At 67.5% G+C, this 13,942-nt stretch carries 11 protein-coding genes and 1 other RNA gene; 3 read left to right on the top strand and 9 right to left on the bottom strand.

Features of this window, described 5'->3' with window-relative positions; translation table 11 throughout:
- Positions 1–51 precede the first annotated feature (51 nt).
- Positions 52–858: a tyrosine-protein phosphatase gene (locus CQ042_RS08875; protein WP_105670115.1), complete on the bottom strand. Its 807-nt coding sequence runs from the start codon at positions 856–858 to the stop codon at positions 52–54.
- A 40-nt stretch (positions 859–898) separates the two neighbouring features.
- Complete coding sequence (locus tag CQ042_RS08870) at positions 899–1,852, bottom strand: DUF1214 domain-containing protein (protein WP_105670114.1); 954 nt, start codon at positions 1,850–1,852, stop codon at positions 899–901.
- A gap of 252 nt (positions 1,853–2,104) precedes the next feature.
- Between CQ042_RS08870 and CQ042_RS08865 the strand changes: the two genes are divergently transcribed.
- Positions 2,105–3,580: a LuxR family transcriptional regulator gene (locus CQ042_RS08865; protein WP_105670113.1), complete on the top strand. Its 1,476-nt coding sequence runs from the start codon at positions 2,105–2,107 to the stop codon at positions 3,578–3,580.
- 105 nt (positions 3,581–3,685) lie between these two features.
- The gene (locus CQ042_RS08860) at positions 3,686–4,819 is read left to right on the top strand and encodes an AI-2E family transporter (RefSeq protein ID WP_258132158.1); all 1,134 of its coding nucleotides are present in this window, start codon (positions 3,686–3,688) and stop codon (positions 4,817–4,819) included.
- Between the two features lie 20 nt (positions 4,820–4,839).
- Here CQ042_RS08860 and CQ042_RS08855 read toward each other — a convergent pair whose 3' ends face one another.
- From CQ042_RS08855 to CQ042_RS08840, 4 genes are read right to left on the bottom strand one after another with little or no spacing between them, the layout of a single operon-like run.
- A complete protein-coding gene (locus CQ042_RS08855; protein ID WP_105670111.1) occupies positions 4,840–5,760 on the bottom strand; it encodes a diacylglycerol kinase family protein in 921 nt (306 codons plus the stop codon).
- A gap of 49 nt (positions 5,761–5,809) precedes the next feature.
- The gene (locus CQ042_RS08850; protein ID WP_105670110.1) at positions 5,810–8,785 is read right to left on the bottom strand and encodes a bifunctional [glutamine synthetase] adenylyltransferase/[glutamine synthetase]-adenylyl-L-tyrosine phosphorylase; all 2,976 of its coding nucleotides are present in this window, start codon (positions 8,783–8,785) and stop codon (positions 5,810–5,812) included.
- A 9-nt stretch (positions 8,786–8,794) separates the two neighbouring features.
- Positions 8,795–10,132: a type I glutamate--ammonia ligase gene (gene glnA, locus CQ042_RS08845; protein WP_017830463.1), complete on the bottom strand. Its 1,338-nt coding sequence runs from the start codon at positions 10,130–10,132 to the stop codon at positions 8,795–8,797.
- Positions 10,133–10,134: 2 nt separating this feature from the next.
- Entirely contained in the window at positions 10,135–10,359 is a 225-nt protein-coding gene (locus tag CQ042_RS08840) for a hypothetical protein (protein WP_105670109.1), read from the bottom strand.
- Positions 10,360–10,427: 68 nt separating this feature from the next.
- Between CQ042_RS08840 and ppgK the strand changes: the two genes are divergently transcribed.
- The gene (ppgK, locus tag CQ042_RS08835; protein ID WP_105670108.1) at positions 10,428–11,174 is read left to right on the top strand and encodes a polyphosphate--glucose phosphotransferase; all 747 of its coding nucleotides are present in this window, start codon (positions 10,428–10,430) and stop codon (positions 11,172–11,174) included.
- A gap of 96 nt (positions 11,175–11,270) precedes the next feature.
- Here ppgK and CQ042_RS08830 read toward each other — a convergent pair whose 3' ends face one another.
- The 3 genes from CQ042_RS08830 to rnpB form a co-directional block, all read right to left on the bottom strand.
- Complete coding sequence (locus CQ042_RS08830; RefSeq protein WP_105670107.1) at positions 11,271–12,752, bottom strand: arylsulfatase; 1,482 nt, start codon at positions 12,750–12,752, stop codon at positions 11,271–11,273.
- Positions 12,753–12,927: 175 nt separating this feature from the next.
- Positions 12,928–13,458 (bottom strand): hypothetical protein, encoded by a 531-nt coding sequence (locus tag CQ042_RS08825; RefSeq protein ID WP_105670106.1) that lies wholly within the window; start codon positions 13,456–13,458, stop codon positions 12,928–12,930.
- A 122-nt stretch (positions 13,459–13,580) separates the two neighbouring features.
- An RNA gene (gene rnpB / locus CQ042_RS08820) (RNase P RNA component class A) lies at positions 13,581–13,937 on the bottom strand.
- Between the last annotated feature and the right edge of the window lie 5 nt (positions 13,938–13,942).

Raw genomic sequence — 13,942 nt, 5'->3', positions numbered from 1 at the left:
AGAACGTCTTGCGGAACCACGGTGGAGCCCTTTCAGCGTTGGACGGCAGGCCTAGACCTGGGGGACGACGAATCGGCGACGCAGGACGTCGAGATCCGATTCGTTGAGACCGAGGCCCTCGGTGGCGTAGCCCTCGATGCTGCCGAACCGCGTTCGCGCCTCGTCGATGGCGTCATCGAGGTACTCGCCGCGCACCCCGAGCACCGGGAGGAGCAACTGGGTGTCGACGCCCCGATCCGCCGCGGCGGCGAGGAGCGGCTGCAGCGCGGGGAGAAGGTCCGCGTTCGTCTCGAGGTAGTCGGCGCGCACGTCATCCTCACCGACGCCCAACAGCAGGAGGAACGACGCCGCGGCCCAGCCGGTACGGTCCTTGCCGGTCGTGCAGTGGAACAGCGCCGCACCCGAGCGCGCCGGATCGATCAGGTCGAAGTAGAAGGAGCGATATGCGGCGAGAGCGGAAGGGAGACTCACGATGTTCCGGTAGGACTCCCGCATGAGAGCGGCACCACGCCCGTCGCCGAGCGACGCCGCAAGGGCCGCCGGATCACTGGCGAGTCGACCGACGCCGGCAGCGACATCCGTGGTGCTGTCGGCCAGCACGTCCAGGCCGAAGAGCTTCACCCCATCCGGCAGGTGGTCCGGTGATGTGCTGCGCTCCCCCGCCGTGCGCAGGTCATAGACCGTCCCGATGTCCAGTCGCCGGAAGGCCTCGAGATCGTCGCCCTCGAGCCGGGCGAGCGTCGCCGAACGATAGAGCGACCGGGATCGGACGACGCCTCCAGCAGCGGGCAGTCCGCCGAGATCGCGGAAGTTGGGAGCGCTGCGCAACGGGATGCGGCGGTCGAGGGTGCTGGTCATCGTGTCTCCTCCTGCAGGTCTCCGTCGACAGCCGTCGACATCACGCGAGTCCCGAGATCGGCTCGGGTCGCGGAGCGACCCAGGAGCCGTCGAGGACGGAGAGGCGCGGACGGTAGAGCCGAAGCGTGTAGTTCCACCCCGGCATGATCGGCAGGGCGTTCTTCGCACCCTCAGGATGCGCACCGAGATGGATGGTGACTGCGCCGTCGTCGTCGGCCACGGCCGTCAGGCTGTTGATGCTGTTCACACCGAGCTCGTTCGGGGCGAAGTAGCCGGCGGCGTCGTACAGCGACACGGACCAGAAAGCGTCGACGGGGACGTCCTTCAGCCGGAGTCGGTAGTCGGCGACGGGCAGGCCCTCGTCGACGCTGACGTACGTCGCCTCGTATTCGGGCAAGCCGCCCCACCCCCCTGCAGCCCCCAGCAGATGCATGACCGGATCGACCTCGTCCTTCGATCCGAACGCACGGTCGTAGGTCGATACCCCGCGCCCGAGAGTGAGCAGCGCGTCGCGGGTCTCGCCGTGCGAGGGCACGTCATAGTCCGGGAGCGGGAATCCCCCTTCACCGCCGCCTGCGAGACGCAGCCCGTCCTGCAGCCGGTCCACCTGCGCCACATCGACGTCGTCGTTCGGGTCGACGAGGATGCGCACCAGAATCGCTGCGTAGTCCGTGCCGACGGCCTCTCGCGTGAGGATGTACTCACCGGGTTCCCGCAGCAGGTGCGTGCCGTAGTGGTCCTGGTTCAGGATGAAGGCGGAGATGTATCGCCCGCTGGTCTCCGGCACCGTGAGCGCCACGTCGTCGCGTACGTCGACGATGGCACTGCTGTACAGCGTGTCGCGGTTCTGGCGGATGATGGGCTGATCGTCGAGGGACTTCAGGCCCCGGGTGTGATTCCATTCGCCGAGTCCAGGCCCCGTGGCGAGGCGCGAGAACATGAGGTCGGATTCGGCACGGGCGAAGTTGCGCACGGTCACTCTCGTGACGGACATGTTGCTCCTTGCGGTCGGGGTTCGAGCGGGATCAGGCGAGCGCCTTCGACTTCGGACGCTCGTCACCCACAGCGCGGCCGGCGAGGGTGAGGATCAGTGTCGGGTGCCCGGCCCCGGAACAGATCCGAGGCACGAGCCTCGCCTGAGATTCTGGTCATTCCACGACCGTCGGAACTCGCATCTCATCCTCAGCGGATGAGATGCGACGATGCCGTCGCACGCCGGCGGTCGGCGCGCCGATATCGTTGATCCGTGATCGACGCCGTCCGTGAGGACCCCTCCTCCGCTGATCCGGACAGCACCGGCGCGACCCTGCGCCGCAACTGGCTCCGCCTCATCCTCGAATCACGCACGCGCGAGCTCGAACAGCTGTGCCTCGCCCACCCCGAGCCGCACGACCCGCACGTGCTGCTCATCCGCGCCTGCTGCCGAGATCTCCTCGGCGACTCGCACGGCGCGGCATTCCTCCGCGGGCAGGGGTTGCGGGTTGCGGCAGACGACTTCGTGGTGTGCTTCACAGATCTCCTCCTCACGGCCGACAACGCGGGGAAGGCCGCGGCCGCCGACCGCGCGCGCGACGCGCTGACCGACTGCGGTCCCGAAGACGACTACCCCTCGGCCCTGTTCCTCCTGGGCTGGACGGAGGTCAGGCTCCGTCGCGACCTCGGCGCGGCGATCGGCCTGCTCCGCTCGGCCGCTGACGAGGCCCGTCTGCACGGACGAGCGGAGACGTTCCGGCTCGCGCAGTCCAATCTCGCCTTCGCCCTGACCCACGCCGGCCTCTTCACCGAAGCAGAACAGACACTCGATGCCCTTCCGGTGTCCCCTTCAGCCTCGGACTGGGACCTCTTCGAAGGCGGTCTCCCTCACGCCAATCGCGGAACCATCGCCTATTGGCGAGGGGAGTACGACGAGGCCGTCTCGTGGCTCGACGCGGTCGTCGCCGAAGGCGCGCCAGGACACAACTTCGAGGCGCTTGCGCGTCTGTATCTCGTGATGACCCTGGTCGCCCTGCGTCGCGAGGACCGCTACTTCGCCGCCGCCGAGCTCCTCCAGGGAGTGAGCAGGACCGACAAGCACGGCATCCCGTGGGACACCCTGCGCCGAGTGATCTCGGCACAGCTGGCACACGCCGAGGGGCAGGATGCGCGTGCGCGGAGCATCGCGGCGCCGGCGCTCGCCCGTCCCGGTGCCGCCGTGGCGCACGCGGTACTCGCGGAGCTGTATCGGGTCCTCGAAGAGCCTGCCCTCGCCACACAGGCGCTCCGGCTCGCGACGGCCGGCGCACTGCCTCGCTATGCGCGAGTCAGCACACTGGTCACCAGCGCCGCACTCCGCTCAGGCGCAGGACACGGACCGGACGCCCACGTGCACATCGACAGAGCCCTCGAAGCCGCCGCCCCCGAGCGCATCCTCGCTCCGTTCCTCTCCCCCGACCCACTGATCGGCGACCTCCTCAGAGCGCATGCTCACCGAGGGTCTCCGCATGATGCCTTCCTCGGGGTCATCCTGGAACGACGGGGGCAGCTCGCACGACACCTGTCCGGGGTCCTCACTCCCCGGGAGAGCGAAGTGCTCGCGTGTCTGCGTACGACGATGACGGCGGAGGAGATCTCCGGCCATCTCGGGGTCGCGTATCCCACCGTGAAGACGCACATCCGATCCATCTATCGCAAACTCGGGGTGACCAGTCGGCGAGCGGCCATCCACGTCGCCGATGTGCGGTGAGACGGCACACCCCGCCACGCCGCACCACCGGCTTGACCCGGCGTGATCCGGGTGGTCAACTTGTGAGTCTGACCGTCGACCGGGGGAACCATGCGCCGTAGAAGAGTGATCGCGAGCACCGAGCTGCGGAGGCCGGTCGACGCCGCGCCGCCACAGCCGTCGAATGCGGTGGCCGCATACGCCAGGACGAACCCGTTCATGTTCGGGCTCCTGGGCGCGCTCGGGGTCCTGGTGGCTCTGGCCATCGGCGGCATCATCGGACAACTCGCGACGGTGCTTGTCTACGTCGGAGTCGCAGTGTTCCTCGCCCTCGGGCTCGACCCGATCGTCAGGTTCATCGAGAAGAAGCTCCCCCGCCCCGCTGCCGTCACGATCGTGGTCGCGGGTGTGATCATCGCGTTCGCGGGCATCATCCTCGCCATCGTCCCTCTGCTCGTCGAACAGATCAGCAATCTGATCAAAGACGGACCGCAGATGGTCGAGGACTTCATGGCCAGTGCGTGGTTCAAGGACGTCAGCGGGCAGTTCGGCTCCACGATCGACGACGCGGTGCAGGGCATCCTCGACTTCGTTCAGAACCCGGACAACTTCCTCGACATCGGCGGTGGCGTGTTCGCAGTGGGCGCCGGCATCGCCGGGGGCTTCACCGGGATCACGATCGTCCTGATCCTGACGCTGTACTTCATGGCGTCGCTGCGGAGCATGAAGCACGTCGCCGCCCGCTTCGTCCCCGCCTACCAGCGCGACACCTTCAGCGGGCTTCTGGAAGATGTGTCGAGTGCCGTCGGCCGCTACGTGATCGGGCAGGTGAGCCTCGCGCTGATCAACGGGATCCTGAGCCTCATCTTCCTCAGCATCATCGGCGCCCCGGTGCCGGCGCTGCTCGCGCTCATCGCCTTCATCGGCTCGATGATCCCGCTGGTCGGCACGCTGACCGCCTCGATCATCAACTCGCTGATCTGCCTCTTCATCTCGCCACTCACCGCCCTGATCGCCATCATCTACTACCTCATCTACATGCAGATCGAGGCATATGTGCTGTCGCCGCGCATCATGAGCAAGGCCGTGGCCGTGCCGGGCGCACTCGTGGTGATCGCTGCCGTGGCCGGAGCCGCGCTGGGCGGCATCCTCGGCGCGCTGGTCGCGATCCCCGTCGCGGCGAGCATCATCATCATCGTGCAGAAGGTGACGTTCCCCGCGCAGGACCGGAAGATCGTTCCTCCGGCCGCCACCCGCTGACTTGCACCGGGGGTCGCCTCTCAGCGGACCAGCAGAGCGCCCGGCTCCACCCGCACGTCGAACGCGGTGACCTCGCCCATCTCCTCGCCGTCGATCTCGAAGACGAGGGGCGTCTTCAACTCGACACTGAGCGTCTCGACGGGAAGATGGCGCGCGGAGTCCGTGCTCACCGCTTCATCCGTGGCGCCGAAGATGCGGCGGATGCCGTTGTCCCAGACGAAGGAGCGCAGGGTGTCCAGCCACTGCAGCGCGCCGTCCGCACTGACCATGAGCACATCGAGCTTGCCGTCGTCGAGGACGGCGTCCGGCAGCAGGCGGATGCCGCCCTGCACCATGCCGCAGTTTCCGATGAGCATGGTGTGACCCCGCACGGCGACCGCCTTCTCCCCGTCGATCGCCAGGGTGATGTCGGTCATCTCGGTGCCCGCCAGAGCGCGCCCCATCGCCTCGACGTAGGCCAGCCACCCGGCTTTCGACTTGAGGTCGTCGTCGGTCTCCACCAGCATCTGGGCGTCGATGCCGAAGCCCACCATCACGGCGAACGCATGTTCCGTACCGTCATACGACACCCAGCCCAGATCGATGCGCCGCGGCTCCGCGTCGCGGACACGCTCCAGCGCGGCGACCACGTTGTTCAGCGGAACCTCGAGATTGCGGGCGAGGAGGTTTCCCGTCCCCTGCGGCACGATGCCGAGAGCGACATCCGAACCGGCCAGCGACTCCGCGACGGCGCGGACCGTGCCGTCTCCTCCGACCGCGATCACGATGTCCCGGCCGTCTTCCCGCGCCTCGCTTCCCATCCCCCGGCCCGGGTCATCCGGAGTGGTCTCCCACCAGCGGATGTCGTCGTGGTCGGCGAACACGCGGTCCACCGCATCCTGCAGGACCTCCTGCGCGACCTTCGAGGGGTTCCAGACGATGCCGATGCGTGCGTGGGTCATGTCGTCAGCTTGCGACACCGCGCCCCATACTGCAAACCGGCGGGCGCGGTCAGCCGTAGAAGAGCTGCTCGAACGTCTTCCGTGCGCGTCGGGTCACACCGAGATAGTCCTCTTCGAGTTCGGTCGCCGAGCGGTCGGGATAGCCGAGGAGCCGACCGATCGCGTCGAGCTGCCTCCGATCGGCGGGGAGCACGTCACTGGTCTGCCCGGTCAGCAGGGTGATCGCCGAACGGAGGCGGCTGGAGAGCCGCCAGGCTTCGCGCAGCCGCTCGGCATCGTCGTGCGGCACGAGTTCGGCGCCCACCGCGGCGTCCAGCGCACCGAGCGTCGAGGTCGTGCGCAACCCCGGCACAGCATGCGCGTGCTGGAGCTGGATCAGCTGCACCAGCCACTCGACATCACTGAGGCTGCCGGGACCGAGCTTCAGGTGCCGACGCGGGTCCGCGCCCTGGGGCAGCCTCTCCCCCTCGACCCTGGCCTTGATGCGCTTGATCTCGCGCATCCCCTGCAGATCGACGGCCTCGGGGTAGCGGATCGTGTCAGCGAGCGCGGTGAACTTCTCGATCAGCTTCACGCTCCCCGCCACGCCGCGGGCGCGGAGGAGGGCCTGCGCCTCCCACGACAGCGACCAGCGTCGGTAGTACTCGGTGTATGCCTGGAGTGACCGCACGACCGGTCCGTTGCGCCCCTCGGGTCGGAGGTCGGCGTCGAGATCGAGTGGGAGGCGATGGTCGGTCAGATGCTCACGCAGACCTGCCACGATCTGCGTCGCGAGCTTCTGTGCACGCTCCGAGTCGACGCCGTTCGCGTCATACACGTAGAGGATGTCCGCATCGGAGCCGAACCCGAGCTCTGCACCGCCGAACCGCCCCATCGCGATGACGGCGAAGTCCAGAGCCTCGTCCTCCGACGGCACCACCTCACGGATCACCGCCCGCAACGCGGCCTGGATCGTGGCCTCGGTGATCTCGGTGAGCGCGGTGGCGACCTCCTCGATCGTGAGGACATCGAGAACGGCTCCCATCGCGGTGCGCAGGAGTTCCCGGCGTCGCAGCGCCCTGACCGCCCGCAGGGCGTCACCGACCGTCTCATGCCGCGTCTGGATGGCACGGGCCTCCTCGTCCAGTGCGGCACCGCCCCGCGGACGCAGGCGCCCTGCGCTGTCCAACCAGGCGACGGACTCGGGGATCCACTCCAGGAGCTCGCCGATGTAGCGCGAGGAGGACAGCAGCCGTGTGAGGCTCTCGGCTGCTCCCGAGGAGTCCCGCAGCATCCGGAGGAACCACGGGGTGTCGCCGAGGCGCTCGCTGATGCGCCGGAACGCGAGCAGCGCGTAGTCCGGATCGCTGCCGTCGGCGAACCACCGCACCATGATGGGCATCAGGTGGCGTTGGATGGTCGCCTTGCGGCTGAGTCCGCTCGTGAGCGCACCGATGTGGCGCAGTGCCCCTGCAGGGTCGCGGAATCCGATGGCGGCCAGGCGATCGTGGGCCTGCGCGGCGGAGAGCGTGCGCTCCTCCTCCGGCAGACCTGCCACGGCGCTGAGCAGCGGCCGGTAGAACAGTCGGGTGTGGATCTCACGCACCTCGCGGCGCACGGTCTCCCACCGAGCCCAGACGCCTTCGCCGCTCTCCGCCAAGCCCGTCCCCCGCGCCAGGATGCGCAATCCTGCCGGTGTGCGCGGCATCAGGTGCGTGCGGCTGAGCTCTCGGAGCTGGAGGCGATGCTCCATCAGGCGCAGCAGACGGTAGTCGTCGGCGAATGCGGCGGCATCCACGCGCCCGATGTAGCCGCCGTCGACGAGCGCATCGAGGCTCTCGAGGGTGCCCCTCGTGCGCAGCGACTCGTCGGTGAGACCGTGCACGAGCTGCAGCAGCTGCACGGTGAACTCGATGTCGCGCAGCCCGCCGGCGCCGAGCTTCAGCTGATACGGCGCATCCTCGGGGTCGATGTGCTCCATGACGCGCTCGCGCATCCGCTGCACGCTCTCGACGAAGTCCTGCCTCGCCGCACTGGACCAGATCTTCGGCTGCACAGCCTCGATGTACTCCGCACCGAGTCCGGGGTCACCGGCGAGCGGACGCGCTTTGAGCAGAGCCTGGAACTCCCAGCTCTTGGCCCAGCGGTCGTAGTACGCGAGATGCGAGGCGAGGGACCGCACCAGTGCCCCCTGCTTCCCCTCGGGGCGGAGCGCGGCATCCACCTCCCACAGCGGCGGTTCGACTTCGATCGCACTCAGGTTGCGCATCGTCTCCCGGGCCAGGCGGGTGGCGGTGTCGATCGCGCGCGCCTCGCTCACGACGTGTTCGTCGCTGGTCCCCCCGACGAAGATCACGTCGACGTCGCTGACGTAGTTCAGCTCCCGGGCACCGGCCTTCCCCATGCCGATGATGGCGAAGCGCGTCGCGGCGACTTCTTCCCGGGCCGTCGACTCCTGGAGCCGGGTCCTGGCCACCGCGAGGGACGCTTCCAGGGCAGCGCCGGCGACGTCGGCCAGCGCGGCCGACACCTCGGCGACGATCGTCTCCGGAGCCGGGTGCGTGAGGTCGAACGCCGCGATGGCTGCCAGGTTCCGGCGATAGGCGACCCGGAGCGCGACGATCACGTCGTCGTCCGCACTCCTCGCGAAACCCTCGACCGCGTCGACCGATCTCAGCAGTCCCTCGTGCAGGTCGCTCGCCGAGGGAAGGCTGGTGGTCGCCCCCTCCAGCACCGTGAGCTGGTCCGGATGACGGAGGAAGAAGTCGGCGAGACCTTCCGAGGCACCGAAGACCCGCCAGACGCGCCGGCGCGTCGCCTCGTCATCGAGCAGCGCACGCAACGGCGTCGCATCCCGGCGCGCGACACGGAGCAGTCCGCGCACCGCCGCGTCGGGATCCGCAGCATCGTCGGCCTCGAGCAGCACCGCTCGTGGTCGATCGAGGATCGTCGCCAGCTCCGCCAGGCCGGCCGCGGCCTCGCTCAACTCAGCGAACCCGAGCCTGGCCAGGGCGGAGAGCGAGACGGAGTCGTCCGGACGGGCCATGCGCGCCCCTCAGAGAAGCTCGAGGTTGTTCTTCAGCTCCAACGGGGTGACCTGACCGCGGTAGGCCTCCCACTCCTTGCGCTTGTTGAGCAGCACGTAGTTGAACACCTGCTCCCCGAGGGTCTCGGCGACGAGTTCGGAAGCCTCCATGTACTCGAGCGCGTGGTCGAGGCTCGCCGGCAAGGCCGAGTAGCCCAGTGCCCGCCGCTCGGCGTCGCTGAGTGCCCAGACGTTGTCCTCGGCCTCCGGCGGAAGCTCGTACCCCTCTTCGATGCCCTTGAGCCCGGCGGCGAGCATGAGCGCGTAGGCCAGGTACGGGTTCGCGGCGGAGTCCAGCGCGCGGTACTCGACCCGTGACGACTGCCCCTTGTTGGGCTTGTACATCGGCACCCGCACGAGCGCGGAGCGGTTGTTGTGACCCCACGTGATGAAGCTCGGAGCCTCGTCGCCGCCCCAGAGCCGCTTGTACGAGTTCACGAACTGGTTCGTGACCGCCGAGATCTCGTTCGCATGCTTGAGCAGGCCCGCGATGAAGTGCCTCCCCGTCTTGGAGAGCTGGTACTTCGCGCCCTCCTCGTAGAACGCGTTCTGGTCGCCTTCGAACAGCGACATGTGCGTGTGCATCCCGCTGCCCGGCTGACCACTCAGAGGCTTCGGCATGAACGTCGCATAGACGCCCTGCTCGATCGCCACCTCCTTGATCACGGTTCGGAACGTCATGACGTTGTCGGCCGTCGTCAGTGCGTCGGCGTAGCGCAGGTCGATCTCGTTCTGCCCGGGACCGCCCTCATGGTGGCTGAACTCGACCGAGATGCCGAGGTCTTCGAGCATCCGCACGGAACGGCGACGGAAGTCGTGGGCCGTACCGCCGGGAACGTTGTCGAAGTAGCCGGCGGAGTCCACGGGGACGGGACCGTCGGGGCCGAACGACGAGGACTTCAGCAGATAGAACTCGATCTCCGGGTGCGTGTAGAACGTGAAGCCGGCGTCCGCGGCTTTCGCGAGTGTGCGCTTGAGCACATGACGCGGGTCGGCGACGGCCGGCTGGCCGTCGGGGGTCGTCAAGTCGCAGAACATGCGCGCCGTCGGGTCGATCTCCCCGCGCCAGGGCAGAGTCTGGAACGTCGTCGGATCAGGCTGGGCCAGCAGGTCGGACTCGTAGGTGCGAGTCAGTCCCTCGATCGCCGAACCGTCGAATCCGATGCCCTCCGCGAACGCGCCCTCGACCTCGGCCGGGGCGATCGCCACCGACTTGAGCGTGCCGATGACGTCGGTGAACCAGAGGCGCACGAACTTGACGCCGCGCTCCTCGATCGTGCGGAGGACGAAGTCCCTCTGCTTGTCCATGGCTACTCTGCGCCCTGGCCCTTTGCGTCGCCCTTGACATCCCAGCCCTGCTCGACGGCTTCCTCGTCGGCCCAGGCGCGCGCACGCTCCTTGACGACCTCGGGGGCACGGCGGGCCTCGGACTCCGTGTCGAACGGACCGATGCGGTCGATGGAGGGTGAGATCATTCCGAACTCGATCTCGCCGGTCGTGGAGTTGTACCAGTACTTGTGGTCGCCGTCAGACATGTCTGCCCCTTCTTCACGTGATGTCATCGATCCTACTGGCGCGCACCGCGGTCGCTAAGCTATCGCCCATGGCAAAAGCGATCGGCGTCGACATCGGCGGCACGGGTATCAAAGCAGGAATCGTCGACCTCGAGCACGGCATCATGGCCTCCGACAGGGTGCGGGTCCCCACGCCTGAGGGCGCATCGCCACAGGATGTCCTGGTCGCCGTGCAGACCGTTCTGAAGACGCTCGACGTGCACGACTCGACGCTGCCGCTCGGCGTCGCGTTCCCCGCGATCGTCAAGCGCGGCAAGACGCTCTCCGCCGCGAACGTCTCGAAGGAGTGGATCGACTTCGACGCGGAGCGCTTCTTCCGCGACGGCCTCGGGCGCAACATCGTGTTCGTGAACGACGCCGATGCCGCAGGCGTGGCCGAGGCGCGCCACGGGGCCGCCAGGGACGTGCGCGGTTTCACGCTGCTGACGACCCTCGGCACCGGCATCGGATCCGCCTTCCTCTACGACGGCGTGCTGCTGCCGAACACCGAGCTCGGCCACCTCAACTTCCGCGAGTACGAGTCGGTCGAGACCTACGCCGCGACCTCCGCGCGCGAACGCGAGAACCTCACGTGGGCAGAGTGGGCGGAGCGTCTGCAGGCGTTCTACTCGCACATCGAGTTCCTGTTCAGTCCGGACCTGTTCGTCGTCGGCGGCGGCGTGTCGAAGAACGCCGGAGATTTCCTCCCGCTCCTCGACCTCAAGACCCCGATCGTCCCGGCGATCCACCGCAACAACTCGGGGATCATCGGAGCTGCTTCCCTTTCCGGCGACTGATCCTTCGCAGGCTCCGGGGCCAGGGCGAGCACGCCGCGTCCCGATGAGGAAGGCCCCGACGAATGCGGTCGTCGGGGCCTTCCTCATGCATCCGGGTCAGGCGCTGGAGCTCAGCCCGTGGAGCATCTTCTGGATCTGCTGCTGCACCTGTGCGTCCTCGACGTCGAACATCGCGTAGCTGATCCCGGCGGACTGCAGAGGACGGTTCGGGTACTTCTGATAGCTTGGGAGCACGCTCAGCAGCCGTGCGGCCATCTGCGGCGCCTGCCACGTCTTCTCCGCGAAGCTGGTCATGAAGATGTCGTAGCGCTCCTGCGGATCCTGCCAGAGATCGAAGAGCTCCGGGACGATGGCCGTGTACGACGAAGGCCCGCGCCACTGGTCGCGGACGTTCCAGATCGCCTTCCACTTGCCTACCCGCACTGCGCCGGGGATCATCTCGGTCTCGGTCATGTAGAGCCAATGGTCTCTGGTCGACCCTCCCTCCCCCTTCAAGAGTCCCGACTGGTCGAAGCTGTCGAAGATGGTCGGTTCTCCTTCCCGGTCCTCGGTGGGAAGATCGACGCCGGCGAGGCTCGCGAACGTCGCCATGAGGTCGAGCGATCCGACGATCTCCGAGTTGCGGCGACCGGCTTCGATCGTTCCGGGCCACCACGCGATGGCGGGGACGCGACTGCCGCCCTCGTAGTCCGTGCCCTTCGTCCCGCGGTACGGGGTGTACCCGCAGTCGGGGTAGACGTCCTGCCAGGCGCCGTTGTCGGTCGTCCACACCACCAGCGTGTCCTCGGCGATGCCGAGTTCGCGGATCTTGTCGATGACGACTCCCACTCGATGGTCGAGCTCGACGAGCGAATCGAGGAACTTCGACTTCCCGAGCGAGGCTCCTTCGAAGTCCGGATGCGGGAGGTTCGGCTGGTGCAACTTGGCCGTGTTCAGGTACAGGAAGAAGGGCTCCTCGTCCTTCGCATGGGACTCGATGTAGTCGATCGCGTGATCCGTGGATTTCTCGTCGATGAAGGGGATGTTGGCGGAGTCGAGCTTCTCCACCTCGGTGGGTGCTTCACCGGCTTTCCCATCGAGGGCCCCGATGACGTTGCCCCACATCTTCATGGTCGCCTCATCGTCGAACGGGAAGTCCGGGTTGAAGGCCTTGTCGGTGTACGTGTAGGCGTTCAGGTGGTACAGCGTCGTGTTGTACATCTCATCGAAGCCGTGGGCTGTCGGCATGGCGTAGTCCGCTTCACCGAGATGCCACTTTCCGATGTGGCACGTGTTGTACTCGGCCTTCTTCAGCACGCTGGCCAGCGTCCACTCCGGTGCGGGAAGACCTCCGCCGTCTCCAGGAAAGGCCACCGTCGTCATGCCGCTGCGGATCGGGAGGCGCCCTGTCAGCGCGGCAGCACGTCCAGGCGTGCAGCTGGGCTGTCCATAGAACGACATGAACTGCAGGCCCTCGGCGGCGAGCCGATCGAGGTTCGGGGTCGGGGCCCCGCGGTTCTCACCGCCTCCGTAGCACCCGAGGTCGCCCCATCCCACGTCGTCGGACATGAACAGGATGATGTTCGGCTTCTTCGCCATGAGATCTCCTCCGTCGATTCGTGCACGATGAAGCAGAAGTTAGCAAGATACTCTTCGCACCGGAATGCCGAGCTCACCCTTGGGGAGGAGACGACCGATCCTGCGCGAAAGACCCGATGCGCTCAGCGTTGCGGCGGCAGGATGAACACGGTCTCATACGAATGCACCTCGCCGTTCACGTCCCCACGCTCGTGATCGTGTAAGGGCTGAGGTTCAGCGTGTCGCCGGCGTGGAGCGGGGTCAGGTACGTCTGGTTCGTAGGGTCGACAGAGTACAGGCTCCCGCGACGAACGGCATTCAGCGCTTCGTAGGAGTACGGGCCGAGACAGAGCCGTTCGAGGATCGCATCCTTGTAGTCACCCGGCGCGACCACGTACGACGCGAGTGAGCCGTCATCCGCGGACGCGACGGTCCCATTCGCTCCTACGCGCGGTCCCAGGTCGACCATGCCGTCGTACAGACCGACGTTCAGCGGCTCGCCGTTGGAGATCGTCCCATCTCCGCCTGGCCGCCGGCACTGGGGTGTCGCCGCGGGGGCCGGGTCGGCGCCCGACGTCGGCTCGGTGCTCGGCGCCAGGGTGGGCTGCGCCTCAGCAGGTGGCTCGATGACCCCCCCCCCCGGGGTCGGCGCGCCACAGCCGGTGAGCACTGCGGCGGACAAGCCGAAGAGAAGCGCCGTGGTCGCGGCGGGGGTGCGGTACGACATGAACGAACGCTACCGGGCACCCGGCTTACGAACCAGCAGCGGACGCCGAGCATGTCGCTGCGAGGTCCCCACGCGCCAGCTCGACGTACAGAATCAAAATGAACTTGATCAGATCGTGAATGCGAATGGGCCGACCTGTACGCCGGGTTCTGTTCCGGGGTTCTTCGCCCCTTCGACGGCCATCTCTCTCGGCGACACGTTGCCGTGGCACTCTAGCGGTCTACCCGAGGACTCGGCGAGCCGCGTCATCATCCTCTGTCTGACCTTGCTCCGGACGAGGTTTACCTGGCGGGCCATGTCACCATGGCCCCCGGTGGTCTCTTACACCACCCTTTCACCCTTACCCCTTGCGGGGCGGTCTGCTCTCTGTGGCACTTTCTCGCGGATTGCTCCGGGTGGGTGTTACCCACCGTCCTGCCCTGAGGAGCCCGGACGTTCCTCGGTGCGGTTGCCCGCAACGCGGCCGTCCAGTCGACCCATTCGC

The organism is Microbacterium sp. MYb62, assembly GCF_002979475.1.
In the GTDB taxonomy this organism is placed as follows: Bacteria; Actinomycetota; Actinomycetes; order Actinomycetales; family Microbacteriaceae; genus Microbacterium.
This window is presented reverse-complemented; position numbering and strand designations above follow the sequence as displayed.

Coding starts and splice junctions, on each gene's coding strand:
- CQ042_RS08870 (WP_105670114.1), bottom strand. CDS start 1,852: ATGTCCGTCACGAGAGTGACCGTGCGCAACTTCGCCCGTGCCGAATCC.
- CQ042_RS08825 (WP_105670106.1), bottom strand. CDS start 13,458: ATGTCGTACCGCACCCCCGCCGCGACCACGGCGCTTCTCTTCGGCTTG.
- CQ042_RS08855 (WP_105670111.1), bottom strand. CDS start 5,760: ATGACCCACGCACGCATCGGCATCGTCTGGAACCCCTCGAAGGTCGCG.
- ppgK (WP_105670108.1), top strand. CDS start 10,428: ATGGCAAAAGCGATCGGCGTCGACATCGGCGGCACGGGTATCAAAGCA.
- CQ042_RS08875 (WP_105670115.1), bottom strand. CDS start 858: ATGACCAGCACCCTCGACCGCCGCATCCCGTTGCGCAGCGCTCCCAAC.
- glnA (WP_017830463.1), bottom strand. CDS start 10,132: ATGGACAAGCAGAGGGACTTCGTCCTCCGCACGATCGAGGAGCGCGGC.
- CQ042_RS08840 (WP_105670109.1), bottom strand. CDS start 10,359: ATGTCTGACGGCGACCACAAGTACTGGTACAACTCCACGACCGGCGAG.
- CQ042_RS08830 (WP_105670107.1), bottom strand. CDS start 12,752: ATGGCGAAGAAGCCGAACATCATCCTGTTCATGTCCGACGACGTGGGA.
- CQ042_RS08850 (WP_105670110.1), bottom strand. CDS start 8,785: ATGGCCCGTCCGGACGACTCCGTCTCGCTCTCCGCCCTGGCCAGGCTC.